Origin of the sequence: Mangrovicoccus algicola, from assembly GCF_014903745.1 — a bacterium.
GTDB classification, from domain to species: Bacteria; Pseudomonadota; Alphaproteobacteria; order Rhodobacterales; family Rhodobacteraceae; genus Mangrovicoccus; species Mangrovicoccus algicola.
Window position 1 is genome coordinate 1 of the sequence record NZ_JACVXA010000027.1, and the last position, 20,824, is coordinate 20,824.

19 protein-coding genes, 1 tRNA gene and 1 pseudogene are annotated in these 20,824 nt (G+C 68.8%); 15 read left to right on the top strand and 6 right to left on the bottom strand.

Going from position 1 to position 20,824, the window contains the following annotated elements:
• Nucleotides 1-815: pseudogene (locus ICN82_RS10230) on the top strand (cell envelope biogenesis protein TolA); the annotation flags it as partial.
• Nucleotides 812-2,146 (top strand): Tol-Pal system beta propeller repeat protein TolB, encoded by a 1,335-nt coding sequence (tolB, locus tag ICN82_RS10235; RefSeq protein ID WP_193182329.1) that lies wholly within the window; start codon nt 812-814, stop codon nt 2,144-2,146. The pseudogene ICN82_RS10230 and the gene tolB, both read left to right, overlap by 4 nt.
• A gap of 113 nt (nt 2,147-2,259) precedes the next feature.
• On the opposite strand, the gene ICN82_RS10240 is transcribed toward tolB, so the two are convergent.
• Nucleotides 2,260-2,334: transfer RNA gene (locus ICN82_RS10240), tRNA-Glu, on the bottom strand.
• Between the two features lie 178 nt (nt 2,335-2,512).
• Here ICN82_RS10240 and ICN82_RS10245 point away from each other — a divergent pair.
• The 4 genes from ICN82_RS10245 to ICN82_RS10260 all read left to right on the top strand — a co-directional run bounded on the left by ICN82_RS10245 (nt 2,513) and on the right by ICN82_RS10260 (nt 5,144).
• The gene (locus ICN82_RS10245; protein WP_193182330.1) at nt 2,513-2,992 is read left to right on the top strand and encodes an acyl-CoA thioesterase; all 480 of its coding nucleotides are present in this window, start codon (nt 2,513-2,515) and stop codon (nt 2,990-2,992) included.
• A gap of 70 nt (nt 2,993-3,062) precedes the next feature.
• On the top strand, nt 3,063-3,953 hold the full coding sequence (gene hemF, locus ICN82_RS10250) for an oxygen-dependent coproporphyrinogen oxidase (protein ID WP_193182332.1): 891 nt from the start codon (nt 3,063-3,065) through the stop codon (nt 3,951-3,953).
• Between the two features lie 85 nt (nt 3,954-4,038).
• Complete coding sequence (locus ICN82_RS10255; RefSeq protein ID WP_193182334.1) at nt 4,039-4,740, top strand: GNAT family N-acetyltransferase; 702 nt, start codon at nt 4,039-4,041, stop codon at nt 4,738-4,740.
• Nucleotides 4,728-5,144, top strand: coding sequence for a gamma-glutamylcyclotransferase family protein (locus ICN82_RS10260; protein WP_193182336.1), 417 nt, complete (start codon nt 4,728-4,730; stop codon nt 5,142-5,144). Before ICN82_RS10255 ends, ICN82_RS10260 begins: the two co-directional genes overlap by 13 nt.
• A 3-nt stretch (nt 5,145-5,147) precedes the next feature.
• Here the strand turns inward: ICN82_RS10260 and ICN82_RS10265 are convergent, their stop codons facing one another.
• The 5 genes from ICN82_RS10265 to ICN82_RS10290 form a co-directional block, all read right to left on the bottom strand.
• Nucleotides 5,148-5,504 carry a DUF1636 family protein gene (locus ICN82_RS10265; RefSeq protein WP_193182338.1) on the bottom strand — a complete coding sequence of 119 codons (357 nt, stop codon included), beginning with the start codon at nt 5,502-5,504 and terminating at the stop codon, nt 5,148-5,150.
• Complete coding sequence (locus tag ICN82_RS10270) at nt 5,501-5,884, bottom strand: ArsR/SmtB family transcription factor (protein WP_330998986.1); 384 nt, start codon at nt 5,882-5,884, stop codon at nt 5,501-5,503. The genes ICN82_RS10265 and ICN82_RS10270 overlap by 4 nt, the downstream gene beginning before the upstream one ends.
• A gap of 125 nt (nt 5,885-6,009) precedes the next feature.
• Nucleotides 6,010-6,984, bottom strand: coding sequence for a threonine ammonia-lyase (locus ICN82_RS10275; protein ID WP_193182340.1), 975 nt, complete (start codon nt 6,982-6,984; stop codon nt 6,010-6,012).
• Nucleotides 6,981-8,552, bottom strand: coding sequence for a haloacid dehalogenase type II (locus ICN82_RS21620; protein ID WP_330998987.1), 1,572 nt, complete (start codon nt 8,550-8,552; stop codon nt 6,981-6,983). Before ICN82_RS21620 ends, ICN82_RS10275 begins: the two co-directional genes overlap by 4 nt.
• A 147-nt stretch (nt 8,553-8,699) precedes the next feature.
• Nucleotides 8,700-9,710: a LysR family transcriptional regulator gene (locus ICN82_RS10290; RefSeq protein WP_226898419.1), complete on the bottom strand. Its 1,011-nt coding sequence runs from the start codon at nt 9,708-9,710 to the stop codon at nt 8,700-8,702.
• A 142-nt stretch (nt 9,711-9,852) separates the two neighbouring features.
• Here ICN82_RS10290 and chvE point away from each other — a divergent pair, with 142 nt between their 5' ends.
• Genes chvE through ICN82_RS10335 form a run of 9 tightly spaced genes read left to right on the top strand, consistent with a single transcriptional unit; the run spans nt 9,853 to nt 20,786 of the window.
• Complete coding sequence (gene chvE / locus ICN82_RS10295) at nt 9,853-10,920, top strand: multiple monosaccharide ABC transporter substrate-binding protein (protein ID WP_193182342.1); 1,068 nt, start codon at nt 9,853-9,855, stop codon at nt 10,918-10,920.
• 58 nt (nt 10,921-10,978) lie between these two features.
• Complete coding sequence (gene mmsA / locus ICN82_RS10300; protein ID WP_193182348.1) at nt 10,979-12,517, top strand: multiple monosaccharide ABC transporter ATP-binding protein; 1,539 nt, start codon at nt 10,979-10,981, stop codon at nt 12,515-12,517.
• Nucleotides 12,514-13,719: a multiple monosaccharide ABC transporter permease gene (gene mmsB, locus ICN82_RS10305; RefSeq protein WP_193182350.1), complete on the top strand. Its 1,206-nt coding sequence runs from the start codon at nt 12,514-12,516 to the stop codon at nt 13,717-13,719. The genes mmsA and mmsB overlap by 4 nt, the downstream gene beginning before the upstream one ends.
• A gap of 3 nt (nt 13,720-13,722) precedes the next feature.
• A complete protein-coding gene (gene araD1, locus ICN82_RS10310) occupies nt 13,723-14,703 on the top strand; it encodes an AraD1 family protein (RefSeq protein WP_193182353.1) in 981 nt (326 codons plus the stop codon).
• 7 nt (nt 14,704-14,710) lie between these two features.
• Complete coding sequence (gene araD / locus ICN82_RS10315) at nt 14,711-16,453, top strand: L-arabinonate dehydratase (protein ID WP_193182355.1); 1,743 nt, start codon at nt 14,711-14,713, stop codon at nt 16,451-16,453.
• Nucleotides 16,440-17,381, top strand: a complete 942-nt coding sequence (locus ICN82_RS10320; RefSeq protein WP_193182357.1) for a Gfo/Idh/MocA family protein — start codon at nt 16,440-16,442, stop codon at nt 17,379-17,381. Before araD ends, ICN82_RS10320 begins: the two co-directional genes overlap by 14 nt.
• Nucleotides 17,382-17,397: 16 nt before the next feature.
• Nucleotides 17,398-18,924: an aldehyde dehydrogenase (NADP(+)) gene (locus ICN82_RS10325; protein ID WP_193182359.1), complete on the top strand. Its 1,527-nt coding sequence runs from the start codon at nt 17,398-17,400 to the stop codon at nt 18,922-18,924.
• Between the two features lie 24 nt (nt 18,925-18,948).
• Nucleotides 18,949-19,800 (top strand): SMP-30/gluconolactonase/LRE family protein, encoded by an 852-nt coding sequence (locus tag ICN82_RS10330; protein ID WP_193182362.1) that lies wholly within the window; start codon nt 18,949-18,951, stop codon nt 19,798-19,800.
• Nucleotides 19,797-20,786, top strand: a complete 990-nt coding sequence (locus ICN82_RS10335) for an aldose epimerase family protein (RefSeq protein ID WP_193182365.1) — start codon at nt 19,797-19,799, stop codon at nt 20,784-20,786. The genes ICN82_RS10330 and ICN82_RS10335 overlap by 4 nt, the downstream gene beginning before the upstream one ends.
• Nucleotides 20,787-20,824: the final 38 nt, after the last annotated feature.

Sequence of the window (20,824 nt, forward strand, 5' to 3'; positions counted from 1 at the left end):
CAACCCCGCCGCCGCCGGTCAAGCGCGTGGCGCCCACGCCTTCGCCGGAGTCGCCCTTGCCCGAGGGCCCCGCGCCGGTGCCGCCGGTGGCGGCGCTGCCGTCGTCCGCGCCGCCCCGGCCCGAGCCCGAGGAACCCGCCCAGGCGCCCGAGGAGGCCTCGCCCCAGGTGGTGACGGAGGCGGTGGAGACCGAGGAGGTGGAGACCCCGGTGGCGCCGACCTCGCCGCGACCGGCGCCGCGTCCCGAACGCCGCGCGCCGCCGCCTGCGCCCGTGCCCGAGGCCGAGCCCGTGCCGGAGCCCCCGGCGCCCGAACCTGAACCGGCGCCCGAACCTGAACCGGCGCCCGAACCTGAACCGGCGCCCGAGCCGGAGCCGGCGCCCGCGCCCGAACCCGAACCCGCCCCCAGCGATCCGATCGCAGATGCCATCGCCGATGCGCTGAACGAGGCGCAGACCACGCCGGAACCGGTCGCGCCCGCGAGATCCAGCGCGCCGATGACCGGGGCGGAGACGGATGCCTTCATGATCGCGGTGTCGCAATGCTGGAACTTCAACGCGCTCTCGACCGAGGCCGCGCGGGTGACGGTGACGGTGGCGATGGACATGAGCCCGGACGGCAAGCCGGTTGCCGGTTCGCTGCGGATGACCGATTATGCCGGGGGCGGTGCCGATGCCGCGTCGCAGGCCTACGAGGTCGCGCGGCGGGCAATTCTGCAATGCCAGCGGACGGGCTATCCCTTGCCTGTGGACAAATACGACCAGTGGCGGCAGATCGAACTGGTCTTCAACCCCGAAAGGATGCGCCTCCGATGAGACGCCTCACCACCGCCTGCCTTGCCGCGCTGATCCTCGCGGCCCCCGCCCTGACACCCGCCCTGGCACAGGAGGCGCGCGGCCCGCTGCGCATCGAGATCACCGATGGCGTGATCGAGCCCGTGCCGATCGCGCTGTCGGAATTCGTCACCTCCTCGATGCAGGGCCAGGCCATGGTCCAGGACATGCTGGGGGTGATCCGCAACGACCTGGAAGGCACGGGCCTGTTCCGCGCCATCGGCCGCGAGGCCTTCATCTCGCCGGTCACGAATTTCGACAGCCCCGTCGCCTATGCCGACTGGAAGACGATCAATGCCCAGGCGCTGGTCACCGGCCAGCTGGAGCATACCGGCGACCAGATCACGGTGAAGTTCCGGCTGTTCGACATCTTCTCGGAACAGCAGCTGGGCGAGGGGCTGCAATTCAGCGGCCGTCCCGATGGCTGGCGGCGCATCGCGCATAAAGTGGCGGATGCAATCTACAGCCGGATCACCGGCGAGGGGCCGTATTTCGACAGCCGCGTCGTCTATGTCGCCGAGACCGGGCCGAAGGATGCGCGCGTCAAGCGGCTGGCGATCATGGACCAGGACGGCGCCAATGTGAAATACCTCACCGACGGGCGCGACCTGGTGATCGCCCCGCGGATCTCGCCCGACAACACGCGGGTGCTCTATACCAGCTATTCCTCGGGCTTTCCGCATATCTACGAGATGAACCTGAACTCGCTGAGCGTCACCGCGGTGGATGACCAGCCGGGATCGATGACCTTCTCGCCGCGCTATGCCCCTGACGGGCGGGCGATCCTGTTCTCCTTCGAGCAGGGCGGCAATACCGATCTCTACCGTCTGGACCTGGGGTCGGGGTCGCGCACGCGGCTGAGCGATGCCGCCTCGATCGAGACGGCGCCCAGCTTCTCGCCGGACGGGCGGCAGATCGTGTTCGAAAGCGACCGCTCCGGCGCGCCGCAGCTTTACGTCATGCCCGCAGGCGGCGGCGAGCCCAAGCGGATCAGCTTCGGCGCCGGGCGCTACGGCACCCCGGTCTGGTCGCCCAAGGGCGATTACATCGCTTTCACCAAGCAGAACCAGGGCCGGTTCCATATCGGCGTGATGCGTCCCGACGGGTCGGAGGAACGCCTGCTGACGGCCGCCTTCCTCGACGAGGCACCGACCTGGGCGCCCAATGGCCGGGTGCTGATGTTCACCCGCGAGACCCCCGGTTCGGGCGGCGCGGCACAGATCTATTCGGTGGACATCACCGGGCGCAACCTGCAGCGCGTGCCCACCGAAGGGTCGGGATCGGACCCGGCCTGGTCTGCGCTGATGAAATGACACCGGAGGCCCTGCCGCGAGGCGGGGCCTCTTCGCATCGGGGCGGCGCGCGGGCACGGCTTGCGACCCGAGGGGTGCAGGCGCGTCGGCATCATGATGTCGGCGGGGGAAAGTGGCAGTCCGTAGGGGAATCGAACCCCTCTTTCCAGGTTGAAAACCTGGCGTCCTAACCGATAGACGAACGGACCGCGCTTGGTACGGGGGCTTCTAGGAAACCTGCGCGGCGGTTGCAAGGCACAAATGCGGGCGCCGCGAAGATTTCGGGGCATGGCGGCCACGGGGGCAGAGGCATCGCGGCACCGCAGGTTGTGCCCGCCGGGCCAGGCTCTAGACTGGGCCGGACCAGCAATTCGACGAGTGAGCCAGATGGATCCCCGCAAGCTTGAGATGACCGTCCTGATGACCCCCGACATGGCCAATTTCAGCGGCAAGGTGCATGGGGGCGCGCTTCTGAACCTCCTCGACCGCGTGGCCTTTTCCTGCGCCTCGCGCTTCTCGAAACGCTATGCGGTGACGCTGTCGGTGGATCAGGTGACCTTCAAGCAGCCGGTGAATGTCGGCGAGCTCGTCAGCTTCAAGGCCAGCGTCAACCATGTCGGGCGCACCTCGATGGAGATCGGCATCCGGGTCGAGGCGCAGGATATCCGCTCGGGCGTCTCGCGCCACACCAATTCGTGCTATTTCACCATGGTCGCCGTCGATGACGACGGCAAGCCCGCCGAGGTGCCGCCGCTGCAGGTGCTGACCGAGGAGGAACAGGCCCGTCACCGCGCCGCCGAGGTCCGCCGCCGCCTGCGCCGCCAGTTCTCCGAGGAGATGCAGAAGGCCTCCGAGGGGCGGATCTGAGGCGCGAAGCCGTTTGAAGGGGCGGGCGGAGTGGTCTAGATCGGGCGCACGAGACGAGGAGCGTTCCCGAATGACCGATGATTTCGCCCGCGAGAAGGCCGCCGCCTCCGACTGGTTCCGGAGCCTGCGCGACCGCATCACCGCCGCGTTCGAGGCGCTGGAGGACAGCCAGTCCACCGGTCCCTTCGCGGATCAGCCCGCCGGACGGTTCGAGGTGACGCAAACCCGCCGCGCCTCGCCGGACGGATCGGATGCCGGCGGCGGGCTGATGTCGGTGATGCGCGGCGGCCGCGTCTTCGAGAAGGTCGGCGTCAATGTCTCCACCGTCCATGGCGTGCTGGGCGAGAAGGCGCAGCGTTCCATGGCGGCGCGCAAGGATCTGGACCTGTCGGGCGATCCGCGCTTCTGGGCCTCGGGCATCTCGCTGGTGGCGCATATGCAGAACCCGCATTGCCCGGCCGTGCACATGAACACCCGCATGTTCTGGACCCCGGCCGCGCATTGGTTCGGCGGCGGCGCCGACCTGAATCCCTGCCTCGACTATGACGAGGATACCGCCCATTTCCATGACAGGCTGCGCGCCGCCTGCGATGCCCATGACGCCGGGTACTATCCCCGCTTCAAGGCCTGGGCGGACGAGTATTTCTTCATTCCCCACCGCAACCGCGCCCGCGGCGTCGGCGGGATCTTCTACGACGACCTGCATACCGGCGACTGGGACGCGGATTTCGCCTTCACCCGCGCGGTGGGCGAGGCGTTCCTGCCGGCCTTCCTGCCGCTGGTCGAGAGGCGGCGCGACATGGCCTGGGGCGAGGCGGAAAGGCAGGCCCAGCTGGTGCATCGCGGGCTCTATGCCGAATACAACCTCGTCTATGACCGGGGCACGAAATTCGGGCTGGAAACCGGCCATGATGCCAATGCCGTGCTGATGAGCCTGCCGCCCCTGGCCAAGTGGATCTGAACTGGTCTCATCCTTCGCCCGTGCTGGCACTGGCCTGCGCGGCGATGGCGGTCCATTGATCGCAAAACGCCGGGGAGCGCGCGCAATGAGCAGGATGAACGATTACGGCCAGCCGATCGGCGAGGAGGTCGCCCTGGCATTGCCGCGGCCGCGCCCGGAGCCCGTGGTTCTGGAGGGGCGGCTGGTGCGGCTGGAGCCTTTGCGCCCGGATCATGCCTCGGGGCTGTTCGCGCGTGTCGGCGGGACGCAGAATGCCGCGCTGTGGACCTACATGCCGCAGGGGCCGTTTCCCGATGCGGCCGGGTTCGAGGCCTGGATCACGGGCGCCTGCGACAGCCGCGATCCGCTGTTCTTCGCCATCGCCGCGCAGGATGGCGGGGCGGTGCTGGGCTTTGCCTCCTTCCTGCGCATCACCCCCGAGGCGGGCAGCATCGAGGTCGGGTTCATCATGTTCTCCGGGGCGCTGCAGGGCACGGCCATGGCCACGGAGGCGATGGCGCTGATGATGGGCCATGCTTTCGATACGCTGGGCTATCGCCGCTATGAATGGAAATGCGATGCGCTGAACGGGCCGTCGCGGCGCGCGGCGGAACGGCTGGGGTTCAGCTATGAGGGCACGTTCCGGCAGGCCACGGTCTACAAGGGCCGCAATCGCGATACCGCCTGGTTCGCGGCGACCGACCGGGACTGGCCGCGCCTCCGGGCAGGCTTCGCCGCCTGGCTGGCGCCGGAGAATTTCGATGCGGATGGGCGGCAGCGCTGCAGCCTGGCGGAATGCCGGGGCTGACCGGCATCGACCTGGTCTTCGTCTACGGCACGCTGCGCCCGGCCGTGGCCCATGCAGCCGCCGCGCGGCACCTGCTGCGCGAGGCGCAGGTGCTGGGCCCGGCCACCGTGGCGGGACGGCTTTACCTGCTGTCCTGGTATCCGGGGCTTGTCGCGGCGCGCGCTGCGGGGGACCAGGTGCGGGGCGATCTCCTGGCCCTTCCCGCGGGGAGCAGCCTGCTGAAGGCGCTGGATGCCTATGAGGGCTACGATCCCGCGGTTCCGGCAGCCTCGCCGTTCCGGCGCGAATGCCGCGAGGTGACGGGGCCGCAGGGCAGGGTGGCGGCCTGGCTCTATGCGTGGCACGGCCCGCTGGAGGGCGCCCGGCGCATCCCGTCGGGGGATTTCATTTCCTGGGAGGGCTGAGGCTCAGTCCAGCGGCGGGATGCGGGCGATGAAATGCCCCTTCACCCCCTGCGGCCACTGGCGGAAGGGCACCTGGCCGGTACCGCTTTCCGCGTGGAAGCGGGCGAAGTCGGCCACCGCCCCGGCATCCTGCGCATCGCCGCCGAAGCGGCCCAGAACATAGGACAGCTTGCCGTGATCCGAGATCGCCAGGGTGCAGCCCTGATCGCAGCCCATCAGGCAGGCCGTGCCGCGAACCGTCACGCCCGGCATGGCCGCGGCGGCCAGCTGCGCCAGGAACGCTTCCCCCTGCGGGGGGAGCGTCCGGTCCGCGCGGCCCTCGGCGGTGCGGCAGGTCGTGCAGACGGTGATGGTGGTCATGCCGATTTCGGTGCGGTCCGGCAGAACAGGTCGTGCATCATCGCGATCACCCGCTTGGCGCGCTCATCGGCCAGCGAATAGTGGATCGCCTTGCCGTCGCGGCGGGTGCGCACCAGCTTGTCGGCGCGCAGCCGGGCAAGGTGCTGGCTGACGGAGGACTGGCGTGCCCCCAGCAGCAGTTCCAGATCGGTCACGGTCTTCTCGCCCTCGATCAGGTAGCACATGATCATCAGCCGTCCGGGATGGGACAGCGCCTTCAGGTAGGAACTTGCCGCTTCCGCCTGATCGGCCATATCCGCCTGAAGGACCGCGCCGGGGGGCAGGTCCAGATGGGAATCGGCACTGGCCGGGTAGTCAAGCTGGGTTACTGTTTCGGTCATTACACTCGTCAGCCTCTGTCACGCGTGACAACAGATCACGTAGGCCCACATATAAGCGAATAATTTACATGGAAAGCATGGATTGCGCCAAATCACGGAAATAAGGGACATTTTCTCGTGAGGGCTTAATCCTGCGGCAGTGTCATGGCCCGCGAGAGCAGGGCGGGATCGCAGTTGCCGCCGCTGGCGGTGACGATAACCGCCTCGCCCTGAATGCTTTCGCGGCAAAACAAGGCAGCGGCCAGCGCGGCGGCGCCGCCGGGTTCGACCACGATCTTCAGCCGCAGCAGGGCCAGGGCCATGGCGCGCAGCGCCTCGTCATCCGTCACGGTCAGGCCCGGACCGCAATGGCGCAGCATCACCGGCAGGGTCAGTTCGCCCGGCGCGGGGGCCAGGATCGCGTCGCACAGGCTGCCGGACTGGCGCGGATTGGTCTCGCGCCGGCCCGAGCGCAGCGACCGGGCGGTATCGTCGAACCCCTCGGGCTCCACCGGGCGCACGCGCAGGCCCGGCGCCTCCCGGGCCAGCGCCACGGCAATCCCCGCGGTCAGGCCGCCGCCGCTGCAGCAGACCAGCACATCCGCCGTCTCCACGCCCGCGTCCCGGGCCTGTTCGGCGATCTCCAGCCCGCAGGTGCCCTGGCCCGCGATGACCTGCGCATCGTCGAAGGGGCGCACCAGCGTCATGCCGCGCTCGGCCTCCAGCGCCAGCATCAGCGCATCGCGATCCTGGGTGGCGCGGTCATAGGTCACGACCTCGGCGCCCAGCGCGCGGGTGTTCTCCAGCTTGATGCGCGGGGCGTCGGCGGGCATCAGCATCACCGCGCGGACCCCCATCTCGCGCGCGGCCAGCGCCACGCCCTGGGCATGGTTGCCCGAGGAGGCCGCGCAGATCCCGCGGGCGCGCGTCGCCGGGTCCAGCGCGCTGATTGCCGCGCGCGCCCCGCGATACTTGAAGGACCCGGTATGCTGCAGGCATTCGGCCTTCACCAGCACCCGCCGCCCCGCGATCTCGTCGAGAAAGGGCGAGGACAGCATCGGGGTGACGCGGGCATGACCCTTCAGGCGGTCACGGGCGGCGGCGATCAGGTCGGGGGTCATGGCAGTCCTTCGAGAAAGGCGGAGATCACGGCCTGTGCTTGCGGTTCGTCGAGGAAGGGGACATGGCCGCGGCCGGGGACCTCGCCATAGATCATGTCCGGGCGGCGGCGCCGCATTTCCCCGGCGGTCGCGGCCGATAGGATGTCCGAGTTCTGACCACGGATCAGCGCCAGCGGCAAGCCCCGCAGCCCGCCGAAAAGCAGCCACAGATCCTGGATCGCATCGGTCGCCGACTGTTCCAGGATCGACCGGCGCAGCAGCGGATCATAGCGCAGGTCCAGCCCGTCGGGACTGTCGCAGAAGATCCGCCGCGCATGGTCCTGCCAGCAGGCGGTCCCGACCCCCGGGAAGGCGGCGGCATTGCAGCGCGCGAAGGTCTCGGCCGCCGCCTCGTAGCTGTCCACGCCGGGGCGGCGTCCCAGGTAGCGGCCGATCGCGGCCAGCCCCTCGGGCTGGATCTCGGGGCCGATATCGTTGAGGCACACGCCGGTGACGCGGTTCCGGTGTCCGCCGGCCAGCGCCATGGCGATCAGCCCGCCGCGCGAGGTGCCCAGGATCGCCGCCCGCGCGATCCCCAGGTGATCCAGCAGGTCGATCGCGTCATGGCTTTCGCGGATCAGGTTGTAATTGAGGTAATCGGGGTCCCAGTCGGATTGGCCGCGTCCGCGCGTGTCCAGCCGCAGCACCCGCACCCGGTCCGAGAAATCGCGCGCCACCGGGTCGAAATCCGACAGGTTGCGCGTCAGCCCGGCCAGGCACAGCAGCACCGGCGCCTCCGCCGGGCCATCCGCGCGATAGGCCAGGCGGAGCCCGTCGCGATTGGTGAAATACTCCGTCCGCCCGAAGCGCGAGGGGCTGTCGCGCAGGTTGTGGCGCATGGTCCTTGCCAGGTCGGGGATGCGGCGCAGGTCGGGTTCGGTCATGTCCGGGCGCCCGGGCAGGCGGTCGCGCGGCAGGCCCGCGCGGTTGATCCAGACCGTGCGGAACCCGTAGCTGGCCGCCGCCGCCACGTCCCAGCCATTGGCCGAGACGAACAGCACCTCGGAGCGGGGCCGCCCGAACTGCGCGCCGACCAGGTCATAGGCGCGCGGATCGGGTTTGAACGCGCCGCTTTCGGGCGCGGCCAGCAGCGCGTCGAACCGGTTCCGCAGCCCGGCGGCGGCAAGCGTCTGATCCAGCATCTCGCGGGTGCCGTTGGACAGCACGGCCAGCTGGAGCCCGGAAGATTTGAGGGCCGCCAGGGTGGCCGGGACATCGGCGAAGGGCGGCAGGTCGCGATAGAGCGACAGCAGCCGGTCGCGCAGCCCCGAGCCGTCGGCCGGATCGAAACCGTGCCGTTCCAGCGCCCAGTCCAGCGCATCGCCGGTGATCTGCCAGAAATCGGCCTTCTGTCCGCCCAGGCTGCGCAGCCAGGCGTAATCCAGCTGCTTGCGCCGCCAGCTTTCCGCCAGCGCGGCAGAGACGGCGGCCAGGTGCCCGGAGCCGGGGTCCGCCGCAAGGCGGCGCGCGCCCTCGGCGACATCGAACAACGTCCCGTAGGCGTCGAAAACGACGGTTCCGATTGTCATGCCCACCTCCACGGCCGAAGCCTTGCACGTCTTTGCCGGGACAAGAAGCGCGGATTTCGTCGATTGTCCTTGCGCAGGGTCAAATGCGGCAACCTGTTGCGGGGCCGGGCGGAAACCGGGCATCCCGCGGCTGCGGGGGCAGGGGTTTCACTCTGCAACCACGGGCGGCAGCGCGTCGATCTTGCGTCCGATCAGCCCGATCACGCGCTCGGCCGCCGCCGAGAGCGGCTGGTCGCGCAGCCGGATCAGCGAATAGGGCGCCACGGCCAGATCTTCGGCCACGGGCAGGATCTCGTAATTGCCGCCCGTGCCCCCCGTGCCGCCGTGAAACAGGGCCACGGCGCGGGCCACGGGGGCGATGGCATTGGTTTCGGCGATCAGCGCCAGCGTCAGCAGCAGGGAGGCCGTGCCCAGAATGCGCCCCGGCAGCGGCAGGCCGCGTTGCAGAAGCCAGGTTTCCACCGTGCGCCGCTGCAGGCCGCCGGGGGGCTGCATCACCCAGTCATAATCCAGGCAGTCCTCCAGGCGGGGCGCGGGCTGCCGGGACAGCGGGTGGCCGCGCCGCACGATCAGCGCCACCGGTTCGGGGCCGATCGGACGCATCTCCACGCGCCGCGCGTCGATCGCCTCATGCAGGCGGCCGAGGTAGAAATCCAGGCTCCGCGCCGCCAGCGCCTCGGCCAGCCGGTCCGACGTGTCCACCAGCACCGAGATGCGGATGCCGGGATAGGTGACGCGCAATTCGCGGATCGCGGGCAGCACCAGTTCCAGCGCCGGGCCCGTCACGGCGCCGATGCGCACCTCGCCCGCCGCGCCCGCGCCCAGATCCTGCAATTCGGCGCGGGCATCGTCCAGCTGTCCCAGCACCTGCCGCGCGCGCCCCGCCAGCCTTTCGCCGGCCTCGGTCAGGGTGATGCCGCGGGCATGGCGTTCGTAGAGCCGGGCGCCCGCCAGCCGCTCCAGTTCGGCCAGCAGGCGGGAGGCGGCGGGCTGGGTGATGGCCAGCTGCGCCGCCGCGGCCGAGATCTGCCCGGTCTCCTTCAAGGCCGCCAGCAGCCGCAGCTGGGAAAAGCGCAGCCCGCGCCGCACCAGGTCGTCGCGCCCGCCCGCGCGGTCTCCGTCGCTCATCACGATATACCCGTCATGGTATGTTGCCATCCCCATTCCTGATTTGAATGCGATGGCAATGCAACCCTAGACAGAGGGGCCGGACCGGCCGCAGGCCGTCCGGCGGGACAAAGGGACGTCCGCGCGATCCGGGGGAGGAACGAAGGAGCGCGCGGAACACAGGGAGAGAGACATGAAAACGATTACCCGTGCGCTGGCCACCAGCGCGCTTGCCGCGCTTGTCGCGGGCACCGCTGCCGCCGATGACAAGGGCTATGTGGGCATTGCCATGCCGACGAAATCCTCCGCCCGCTGGATCTCGGACGGGCAGAGCATGGTCGAGCAGTTCGAGGCGGCGGGCTATACGACCGACCTGCAATATGCCGAGGACGACATCCCCAACCAGCTGGCGCAGATCGAGAACATGATCACCAAGGGCGTCGACGTGCTGGTGATCGCGGCGATCGACGGCACCACGCTGTCGAACGCTTTGGCCAATGCCGCCGCCTCGGATATCCAGGTCGTCGCCTATGACCGGCTGATCCGCGATTCCGGCGATGTCGACTATTACGCGACCTTCGACAATTTCCAGGTCGGCGTGCAGCAGGCCACGACCCTGGTCGAGGGGCTGAAGGAACGCTTCCCCGACACCAAGCCATGGAATGTGGAACTCTTCGGCGGCTCGCCCGACGACAACAACGCCTATTTCTTCTATGACGGCGCCATGTCGGTGATCCAGCCGCTGATCGATGCGGGCGACATCGCCATCCCCTCGGGCCAGAGCGGCATGGACACGGTCGGCACGCTGCGCTGGGACGGCTCGCTGGCCCAGGCGCGGATGGATAACCTTCTGTCGGCCAGCTATACCGACGAGCGGGTCCATGGCGTGCTGTCGCCCTATGACGGGCTGTCCATCGGCATCATCTCCTCGCTGTCGGGCGTGGGCTACGGCTCGGGCGACGACATGCCCATGCCGATCGTCACCGGCCAGGATGCCGAGATCCCGTCGATCAAGGCGATCCTGCGCGGCGACCAGTATTCCACCATCTTCAAGGACACGCGCGAACTGGCGCGGGTGACGGTGGGCATGGTCGATGCGCTGCTGGAAGGCACCGAACCCGAGATCAACGATACCGAGACCTATGACAACGGCGTCAAGACCGTGCCGTCCTACCTGCTGTCTCCGGTCGCCGTGACCGAAGCCAACTGGGAAGAGGTGATCCTCGGCTCGGGTTACTACACCGAAGATCAGGTGAAGTGATCCGCCCGCCGGTTCCCGCCCGGGGCGGCGGGGACCGGTCCGCGGATGGGGGGCAGTCATGACGAACATTCTGGAGATGCGCGGGATCACCAAGGAATTCCCGGGCGTCAAGGCCCTGGACCGGGTGGATATCGCAGTGGCCGAGGGCGAGATCCACGCGCTGTGCGGCGAGAACGGGGCAGGCAAATCGACATTGATGAAGGTGCTGTCGGGCGTCTATCCGCACGGATCCTATACCGGCGACATCGTCTATGACGGGCAGGTCCAGCAATTCGGCTCGATCCGCGACAGCGAGGCGGCGGGGATCATCATCATCCACCAGGAACTGGCGCTGATCCCGCTCCTGTCGATCGCCGAGAACATCTTTCTCGGCAACGAGCGGGCCGCGAAGGGCATCATCGACTGGCACGACACCAACGCGCAGGCGCGGGGCCTGCTGGCGCGGGTGGGGCTGGGGCGCGAGGCGCCCGAGACGCCGGTCGATCAGCTGGGCCTGGGCAAGCAGCAGCTGGTGGAGATCGCCAAGGCGCTGTCCAAGGATGTGCGCCTTTTGATCCTGGACGAGCCGACATCGTCGCTGAACGAGCAGGACAGCGAGAAGCTGCTGGAGCTGCTGCTGGAATTCAAGGCGCGCGGCATCACCTCGATCCTGATCAGCCACAAGCTGGGCGAGGTCTCGAAAGTGGCCGACACGATCACCGTGCTGCGCGACGGGGCGGCGGTGGCGCGGATCGACTGCCGCGACGGGGTCAGCGAGGACCGCATCATCCGCGACATGGTCGGCCGCGCGCTGGATGACCGCTATCCGCCCAAGATCGACCACGCGACCCCCGAGATCGCGATGAAGGTCGAGAACTGGACCGTGCACCACCCGGTCCATGCCGCGCGCAGGGTGGTCGACAATGTCAGCTTCCATGTCCGCAGGGGCGAGGTGCTGGGCATTGCCGGGTTGATGGGGGCCGGGCGCACGGAACTGGCGATGAGCCTGTTCGGCCGCAGCTATGGCCAGGATATCAGCGGCAATGTGGAGATCGGCGGCAGGCGGGTTCAGATGAAAACCGTCCGGCAAGCCATTGATATCGGGCTTGCCTATGCCACGGAGGACCGCAAGGGCTATGGCCTGGTCCTCGATGACACGATCCGCCGGAACGTGCCGCTGGCCCGGCTGGAGAAGATCGCCGACGGCATGGTTGTGGACAGCAACCGCGAAGCCGAGGTCGCCGAGATGTATCGCGGAAGGCTGAACATCAAGTCTTCCTCGATCGAGCAGGAGACGGTGAACCTCTCGGGCGGCAACCAGCAGAAGGTCGTGCTGTCGAAATGGCTGTTCGCCGATCCCGACGTGCTGATCCTGGACGAACCCACCCGCGGCATCGACGTGGGGGCGAAATATGAAATCTACTGCGTGATCCGCGACCTGGCGGCGGCAGGCAAGGCGGTGATCGTCATTTCCTCGGAACTGCCCGAACTTCTGGGCATCACCGACCGGCTTTATGTCATGAACGAGGGCCGCTTCGTCGGCGAGATGCCCACCAGCGAGGCCAGCCAGGAACGGATCATGGCCACCATCATCAAATCGGCGGGGGAGCGCAGATGACCGATACGACTTCCGGCACCGGACCGGGCAAGGCCGCGGGCGGCGCGGGGGCCCTGGATTTCCTGCGCAAGCATGTGCGCGAATACGGCATCCTGATCGCCCTGGTGGTGATCATGGCCTTCTTCCAGATCGCCACCGGCGGCATCCTTCTAAAACCGGTCAACCTGACCAACCTGATCCTGCAGAACAGCTATATCGTCATCATGGCGATCGGCATGCTTCTGGTGATCGTCGCGGGGCATATCGACCTGTCGGTGGGCTCGGTCATGGGCTTCGTCGGCGCGGTCGCGGCGGTGATGATCGTCAACTGGGGCATTCCCTGGCCGATTGCCGGGATCCTCTGCCTCGGCGTCGGCGCGGTGATCGGCATGGCCCAGGGGTTCTGGGTCGCCTATTTCCGCATTCCCTCCTTCATCGTGACGCTGGCGGGGATGCTGGTCTTCAAGGGGCTGACGCTGGCCCTGCTGGCGGGGCAGTCGGTCGGGCCGTTCCCGCCGGCCTTCCGGCTGATCGCCAGCGGCTTCATCGCCGATCCCTTCGGCCTGGACGGGTTCAACCTGCTGTCGCTCCTGATCGGGGTGGCCGTGGCCGCGGGGCTGCTGGCGCTGGCGGTGCGGGCCCGGCGCCAGCACGAGGCGGCGGGGGTGGAGGACGAGCCCTTCGCGCTGTTTGCCGCCAAGAACGGGCTGATTTTCGCGGCGCTGGTCTGGATGTCCTTCCTGATGGCCGATTTCCGCGGGCTGCCCAATGTCTTCATCGTCATGGCGCTGTTGATCGCGGTCTATTCCTTCCTGACCTCGAAGACGACGATCGGGCGGCGCATCTATGCCGTCGGCGGCAACGAGAAGGCGGCGATGCTCTCGGGGATCAACGCGCCGCGCCTGACCTTCCTGACCTTCGCCAATATGGGACTGCTGGCGGGGCTGGCAGGCATCGTCTTCGCCGCGCGGCTGAACACCGCCACGCCCAAGGCCGGGCTCGGATTCGAGCTGGACGTGATCGCGGCGGTATTCATCGGCGGGGCCTCGATGTCCGGCGGGGTGGGCACCGTGATCGGCGCGGTGGTTGGCGCCTTCATCATGGGCGTGATGAATAACGGCATGTCGATCCTCGGTATCGGCATCGACTGGCAGCAATGCATCAAGGGGCTGGTTCTGCTGGCCGCCGTCATCTTCGACGTGATGAACAAGAAGCGGGGCTAGGCGATGCTGCTGTCGCAATATGACAAGAGCGGCCGCGCCCAGGTCGTCGTGCGCGACGGCACGGAGGCCTTCGAACTGGCCACCGGGGCGAGCCTGCACCAGCTGGCGCTGGACTGCATCGCCCGCGGCGACAGTCTCAGGGACCGCGTCGCGGCCATCGGGCTGGGCCGGGCGGTCGATCTGGCGCAGCTTTACGAGGACAGGCGGCTGCTGCCGCCCGTCACCCATCCCGATCCGGCGCATCTGCATCTCAGCGGCACCGGGCTGACCCATCTGGGGTCGGCGGCCACCCGGGATGCGATGCATGCCGCGGCCGAGGCTGAGACCGACAGCATGCGCATGTTCCGCATGGGCCTGGATGGCGGCAAGCCCGCCGATGGCGCGCCGGGGGTGCAGCCCGAATGGTTCTACAAGGGAAACGGCGCCGCGCTGGTGGCCCCCGGGGCCGCGCTGGTCTCGCCCGGTTTCGCCGGGGATGGCGGCGAGGAACCCGAGATCGCGGGGGTCTATGTCATCGGTCCCGACGGCACGCCGCACCGGATCGGCTTTGCCCTGGCCAATGAATTCTCCGACCACGTGACGGAGCGGGCCAATTACCTGTGGCTGGCCCATTCGAAGCTGCGCCCCGCGGCGATCGGGCCGGAACTGCTGATCGGCGCGCTGCCCGCCAGCGTGGAGGGCCTGTCGCGCATCCGCCGCGGCGGCGAGATCGTGTTCGAGAAACCGTTCCTCTCGGGCGAGGCGAACATGTCCCACAGCCTGGCGAACCTGGAACACCACCATTTCAAATACGGCCTCTTCCGCCAGCCCGGGGACGTGCATGTCCACATGTTCGGAACCGCCACGCTCAGCTTCGGCGCGGGGGTGGCAACGGAGGATGGCGATCTGTTCGAAATCGAGGCCGCGCCCTTCGGGCTGCCGCTGAGAAACCCGCTGAAACAGGCCGCGCCCCGCGAGGGGCGCGCAGAAGTCAGGACCTTGTGAGGCAGAGATGACATTCGAGAAAGCCACCTGGCCCCGCCGCCTGCGCAGCCAGGAATGGTATGGCGGCACATCACGCGACAACATCTATCACCGCGGCTGGCTGAAGAACCAGGGCTATCCCCATGACCTGTTCGACGGCCGCCCGGTGATCGGCATCCTCAACACCTGGTCGGACCTGACCCCCTGCAACGGCCATCTGCGCGAACTGGCCGAGAAGGTGAAGGCCGGCGTCTGGGAGGCGGGCGGATTTCCCGTGGAGGTCCCGGTCTTCTCCGCCTCGGAAAACACCTTCCGGCCGACGGCGATGATGTATCGCAACCTTGCCGCCATGGCGGTGGAGGAGGTGATGCGCGCCCAGCCGATCGACGGCGCGGTGCTGCTGGTGGGCTGCGACAAGACCACGCCGAGCCTCCTGATGGGCGCGGCCTCGACCGACCTGCCAAGCATCGTCGTCACCGGCGGGCCGATGCTGAACGGCTGGTTCCGCGGCGAGCGCGTCGGATCGGGCACCGCGCTGTGGCAGATGTCCGAGGATATCAAGGCCGGCAAGATGAGCCAGCAGGATTTCCTGGAGGCCGAACAGGCGATGAGCCGGTCCTCGGGCACCTGCAACACGATGGGCACGGCCTCCACCATGGCCTCCATGGCCGAGGCGCTCGGCATGGCGCTGTCGGGCAATGCCGCCATCCCGGCGGTGGATGCGCGCCGCCGCGTCATGGCGCAGATGACCGGCCGGCGCATCGTGCAGATGGTCAAGGACGACCTGAAACCCTCCGACATCATGACGAAACAGGCCTTCGAGAACGCCATCCGCTGCAACGGCGCGATCGGCGGCTCGACCAATGCCGTCATCCACCTGCTGGCCATGGCCGGGCGCTGCGGCGTCGATCTGAGCCTGGACGACTGGGACCGGCTGGGCCGCGACGTGCCGACCGTGGTCAACCTCATGCCCTCGGGCAAGTACCTGATGGAAGAGTTCTTCTATGCGGGCGGCCTGCCCGTGGTGCTGAAACGGCTGGGCGAGGCGGGGATGCTCCACAAGGAGGCGCTGACCGTCTCGGGCGACACGATCTGGGACGAGGTCCGCGACGCCGTCAACTGGAACGAGGACGTGATCCTGCCGGTGGAGAAGGCGCTGACCGCCTCGGGCGGCATCGCGGTGCTGAAGGGAAATCTCGCGCCGAAGGGGGCGGTTCTGAAACCCTCGGCCGCCAGTCCGCAGCTGATGCAGCATCGCGGCCGTGCGGTGGTCTTCGAGGATATCGACGACTACAAGGCCCGCATCAATGACGATGCGCTGGATATCGACGAGACCTGCGTCATGGTGCTGAAGAATTGCGGCCCCCGCGGCTATCCCGGCATGTCCGAGGTGGGCAATATGGGCCTGCCGCCGAAGGTGCTGAAGAAGGGCATCACCGACATGGTCCGCATTTCCGATGCGCGCATGTCCGGCACCGCCTATGGCACGGTGATCCTGCATACCTCGCCCGAGGCGGCGGTGGGCGGGCCGCTGGCCGTGGTGCGTTCGGGGGACATGATCGAGATCGACGTGGCGGCACGGCGTCTGCATCTGGATATCCCCGAGGCCGAGCTTGCCGCGCGCCTGGCCGCGTGGCAGCCTCTGCCCGACCAGCCCTCGGGCGGCTATGACTGGCTGTTCCGCACCCATGTCGAGGGGGCCGATACCGGCGCCGATCTCGATTTCCTGAAAGGATGCCGCGGCAGGGAGGTGCCCCGTGACAGCCACTGAGACCGCGATTCTCGACATCGCGCTGGCCGGGATCGGCAAGATCGCCCGCGACCAGCACATTCCCGCCATCGCCGCCGATCCGGGGCTGGGCCTTGCCGCCACGGTCAGCCGCTCCGGCGGGATCGAGGGGGTGGAGAACCACGCGACGATGGAGGCCCTGCTGGCCGCGCGGCCCGATATCGCGGCCGTGTCGCTGTGCATGCCGCCGCAGGTGCGCTTCGAGGCCGCCGCCGCCGCCCTGCGCGCCGGGCGTCACGTGATGCTGGAAAAGCCTCCCGGCGCCACCGTCACGGAGGTGCTGCGCCTGCGCGACCTGGCCGCGTCGCAGGGCGTGACGCTGTTCGCCACCTGGCATTCGCGCCAGGCGGCGGGGGTGGCAACGGCGAAATCCTTTCTGGCCGGGAAGGCGATCCGCCGCGTCCGCATCGACTGGAAGGAGGACGTGCGCCACTGGCATCCCGGCCAGGACTGGATCTGGGAACCGGGGGGGCTGGGCGTCTTCGATCCGGGGATCAACGCGCTGTCCATCCTGACGGAAATCCTGCCCGCGCCGGTGCATGTGACCGCGGCGGAGCTGACATTCCCGGAAAACCGCGCCCAGCCCATCGCCGCCGACCTGCGCTTTGCCGGGGCGGACGGGCTGGTGGTGGAGGCCGAATTCGACTGGCGCCAGACCGGCCCCCAGACCTGGGACATCCTGGCCGAGACCGATGTCGGCAGCCTGCGGCTTTCCGACGGGGGGGCGCGGCTGGCGATTGACGGCACCGCGCAGGAGGTTGCAGGTTCGGGCGAGTATCCCGGCCTCTACCGCCGTTTCGCCGGGCTGATCGCGGCCGGGCAGAGCGACGTGGATGTCGCGCCGCTTCTGCATGTGGCGGATGCCTTCCTGACGGGGCGCCGCAACCTGACCGAACCGTTTCACGATTGACCGAAGGGAGACCCCCATGTCCGACATCCCGACCCTGACCGGCCGTCACCTGATCGCCGGCAACTGGACCGCCTCGGACGGCACCTTCCGCTCCGATCCCGTCACCGGCGAGGGGCAGGACTATTGCGCGGGCGGCGCGGCCGAAATCGATGCCGCCGCCACCGCCGCCGCCGAGGCCTTCGCCACCTATGGCTGGACCTCGCGCGAGGACCGGGCCGCCTTGCTGGAGCGCATCGCGGAGGAGATCGAGGCGCGCGGTCCCCAGCTGACCGCGATTGGGGGGGCCGAAACCGGCCTGCCTGCCGCCCGGCTGGAGGGCGAGCGCGGCCGCACCTGCGGACAGCTGCGCCTTTTCGCGGGCCATCTCCGCGACGGCGCCTATCTCGACATCCGCCATGATCCGGCGCTGCCCGACCGCGCGCCCCTGCCGCGGCCGGACCTGCGGCTGATGCAGCGCCCGGTCGGGCCCGTGGGCGTCTTCGGCGCCTCGAATTTCCCGCTGGCCTTCTCCACGGCCGGGGGCGATACCGCCGCCGCGCTGGCGGCCGGCTGCCCGGTCGTCTACAAGGGCCATCCCGGTCATCCCGGCACCTGCGAACTGGTCGCCGGGGCCATCGATGCCGCCATCAGGGCGACCGGCATGCCCGCGGGCGTCTTCTCCATGGTGCAGTCCAATACCAACGAGGCCGGGGGCGCGCTGGTGCAGCATCCGGCGATCCGGGCGGTGGGCTTCACCGGCTCCTTCGGCGGCGGCAAGGCGCTGTTCGACCTGGCCATGGCGCGGCCCGAGCCGATCCCGTTCTTCGGCGAACTGGGCTCTCTGAACCCGGTCTTCGTGATGCCCGCCGCCCTGGCCGCGCGCGGCGCCGCGATGGGCGAGGGCTGGGCACAGTCGCTGACCATGGGGGTCGGGCAGTTCTGCACCAATCCCGGCATCGTGGTGCTGCCCGAAGGGCCCGAAGGCGATGCCTTCCTGGCGGCGGCCGCCGGGTTGCTGAATGAAACCGTCGCGCAGCCGATGCTGACCGGCGGCACGGCCGCGGCCTATGCGCAAGGCGTGGAGACGCTCTCGGGCGCCGGGCTCGACCGGCTGACCGCCGCCCAGGCCTGCGGCCCGCGCGAGGGGGCTCCGGCCGTGTTCCAGGCATCGGCGGCCGACTGGCTCGCCCGGCCCGATCTGGCGCGCGAGGTCTTCGGACCGGCCGCCATCGTGATCCGCACGGCGGCGCCGGCGGAGATGCTGAAGGTGGCGCAGGGCCTGCATGGCCAGCTGACCGCGACGCTGCTGATGGAGGATGCCGATATCGAGGCAGCCCGGCCGCTGATGCCGGTGCTGGAAAGCAAGGCGGGCAGGGTGCTGGCCAATGCCTTCCCCACCGGCGTCGAGGTCGCCGATGCGATGGTCCATGGCGGGCCCTTCCCGGCCTCGACCAATTTCGGCGCCACCTCGGTCGGCACCATGGCGATCCGCCGCTTCCTGCGGCCGGTCTGCTACCAGAACCTGCCCGCGGCGCTTCTGCCGGGCGATCTTCAGGCGATCTGATCGCGCTGCGCAGGAGAGAAGACGATGGAGATGGAGATCTACGATGCCCGGCCCTGTTTGCTCGGCGAGGGACCGCTGTGGCACCCGCTGAGGAACCAGCTGTTCTGGTTCGACATCATCGGCAACCGCATCCTGTCGCGCCAGGGGGACAGGCCGCTGGAATGGCGGTTCGACGAACATCTCTCGGCGGCGGGCTGGATCGACGAGCACCGGTTGCTGATTGCAACCGAAACGGCGCTGCGTCGCTTCGACATTGCAACCGGGGAGCATGAGCCCGTCTGCCCGCTGGAGGCGGATCTGCCCGGGAACCGGTCCAATGACGGGCGCGCCGATCCGATGGGCGGATTCTGGATCGGCACCATGGCCAAGGCGGGGGGCGGTCCGAAAGGGGCGATCTGGCGCTATCACAAGGGGGTGCTGGAAAAGCTCTACGGCGACATCACCACCTCCAACGCGATCTGTTTCGGCACGGACGGGCGCACGGCCTATTTCACCGACACGCCGACGCTGAAGGTCATGCGGGTCGAATTGGACGCGGAAGGCTGGCCTGCCGGACCGCCGGAGGTCTTCCTTGATCTTGCCGGGACGGGGCACAAGGCCGATGGCGCCGTCATCGATTCCCAGAACCATTTCTGGACCGGCCAATGGGGCTCGGGCCGGGTGGCGCGCTATACGCCCGAGGGCGTGTTCGACCGCGCCATCGCCGTGCCGGGGCTGCATTCCTCCTGCCCGGCCTTCGGCGGCCCCGACCGGCGGACGCTGTTCTGCACCTCGGCGCTGCAATCCATCGCGGAACCGGATGCCGCCCAGGGCCTGACCTATGTCATCGCCGATGCCGGTGTCGCGGGCCAGGCAGAGCACCGGGTGATCGCGTGACCGTCTCGGAATTCGGCCGGGCCCCGGACGGCCGGCCGGTAGAGCGGGTGGTGATCGAGGGGGGCGGGTTGCGGGCCGCCTTCCTCACCTGGGGGGCGACGCTGCAGGACCTCAGGATGGAGGGCGTCGGTCACCCCCTGGTGCTCGGGGCGGAGGAATTCGGCCCCTATCTCGACGCGCTGCTTTATTCCGGCGCGATTGTCGGACGCTTTGCCAACCGCATCCGCGGCGGGCGCTTCGCCATCGCGGGCACGTCCTTCCAGGCGGATCGGAATTTCCGCGGGCGCCACCTGCTGCATGGCGGCACCGGGGGCAGCGGCCAGATGCTGTGGCGCATCGCCGATCTGGGCGGGGACCACGTGACGTTTTCCCTGCATCTGCCTGACGGGCATATGGGATTTCCCGGAGACATGAGCGTGGAGGCGCGGTTTTTCCTGCCGGGGAACGGTGTCCTGGCCCTTTCGGTGGTTGCGCAATGCAACCATGCGACGCCCTGCAATTTCGCCCAGCACAGCTATTTCAACCTGGATGGCGCGGCCTCCATCCGCAGCCATGTCCTTCAGATCATGGCCGCGCATTACCTGCCGGTGGACGAGGATCTGATCCCCACGGGCGAGATCGCGCCCGTCGCCGGGACCGGTTTCGATTTCCGCGCGCCCCGCCCGATCGGAGACCGGGGCTATGACCACAATTTCTGTACCGGCCGCGCCCGGGACGCCTTGCGCCCGGTGGCCATCCTTTGCGGCGGAGCGGGATCGGTCAGCCTGACCGTCGAGACGACCGAGCCGGGGCTGCAGCTTTATGACGGGGCACATCTCGATCTGGAGCGCGGGCTTGAGGGGCGCCGATATGGTCGCTGCAGCGGCGTCGCCCTGGAGGCGCAGCTCTGGCCGGATGCGCCGAACCTCGCGGGCGCCGCCCATGGCATCCTGCCTGCCGGAGAGACATCCCGGCAGGAGCTGCGCTATGTCTTCCGCCGGATGTGATCCGGCGGTTGCATTTCGCAACCGCCGTTCCGTCCGCT

Excerpts from the sequence above, each read along its gene's own strand:
- tolB (WP_193182329.1), top strand. The coding sequence starts at position 812 with ATGAGACGCCTCACCACCGCCTGCCTTGCCGCGCTGATCCTCGCGGCC.
- ICN82_RS10245 (WP_193182330.1), top strand. The coding sequence starts at position 2,513 with ATGGATCCCCGCAAGCTTGAGATGACCGTCCTGATGACCCCCGACATG.
- hemF (WP_193182332.1), top strand. The coding sequence starts at position 3,063 with ATGACCGATGATTTCGCCCGCGAGAAGGCCGCCGCCTCCGACTGGTTC.
- ICN82_RS10255 (WP_193182334.1), top strand. The coding sequence starts at position 4,039 with ATGAGCAGGATGAACGATTACGGCCAGCCGATCGGCGAGGAGGTCGCC.
- ICN82_RS10260 (WP_193182336.1), top strand. The coding sequence starts at position 4,728 with ATGCCGGGGCTGACCGGCATCGACCTGGTCTTCGTCTACGGCACGCTG.
- ICN82_RS10265 (WP_193182338.1), bottom strand. The coding sequence starts at position 5,504 with ATGACCACCATCACCGTCTGCACGACCTGCCGCACCGCCGAGGGCCGC.
- ICN82_RS10270 (WP_330998986.1), bottom strand. The coding sequence starts at position 5,884 with ATGACCGAAACAGTAACCCAGCTTGACTACCCGGCCAGTGCCGATTCC.
- ICN82_RS10275 (WP_193182340.1), bottom strand. The coding sequence starts at position 6,984 with ATGACCCCCGACCTGATCGCCGCCGCCCGTGACCGCCTGAAGGGTCAT.
- ICN82_RS21620 (WP_330998987.1), bottom strand. The coding sequence starts at position 8,552 with ATGACAATCGGAACCGTCGTTTTCGACGCCTACGGGACGTTGTTCGAT.
- ICN82_RS10290 (WP_226898419.1), bottom strand. The coding sequence starts at position 9,710 with ATGGCAACATACCATGACGGGTATATCGTGATGAGCGACGGAGACCGC.
- chvE (WP_193182342.1), top strand. The coding sequence starts at position 9,853 with ATGAAAACGATTACCCGTGCGCTGGCCACCAGCGCGCTTGCCGCGCTT.
- mmsA (WP_193182348.1), top strand. The coding sequence starts at position 10,979 with ATGACGAACATTCTGGAGATGCGCGGGATCACCAAGGAATTCCCGGGC.
- mmsB (WP_193182350.1), top strand. The coding sequence starts at position 12,514 with ATGACCGATACGACTTCCGGCACCGGACCGGGCAAGGCCGCGGGCGGC.
- araD1 (WP_193182353.1), top strand. The coding sequence starts at position 13,723 with ATGCTGCTGTCGCAATATGACAAGAGCGGCCGCGCCCAGGTCGTCGTG.
- araD (WP_193182355.1), top strand. The coding sequence starts at position 14,711 with ATGACATTCGAGAAAGCCACCTGGCCCCGCCGCCTGCGCAGCCAGGAA.
- ICN82_RS10325 (WP_193182359.1), top strand. The coding sequence starts at position 17,398 with ATGTCCGACATCCCGACCCTGACCGGCCGTCACCTGATCGCCGGCAAC.
- ICN82_RS10330 (WP_193182362.1), top strand. The coding sequence starts at position 18,949 with ATGGAGATGGAGATCTACGATGCCCGGCCCTGTTTGCTCGGCGAGGGA.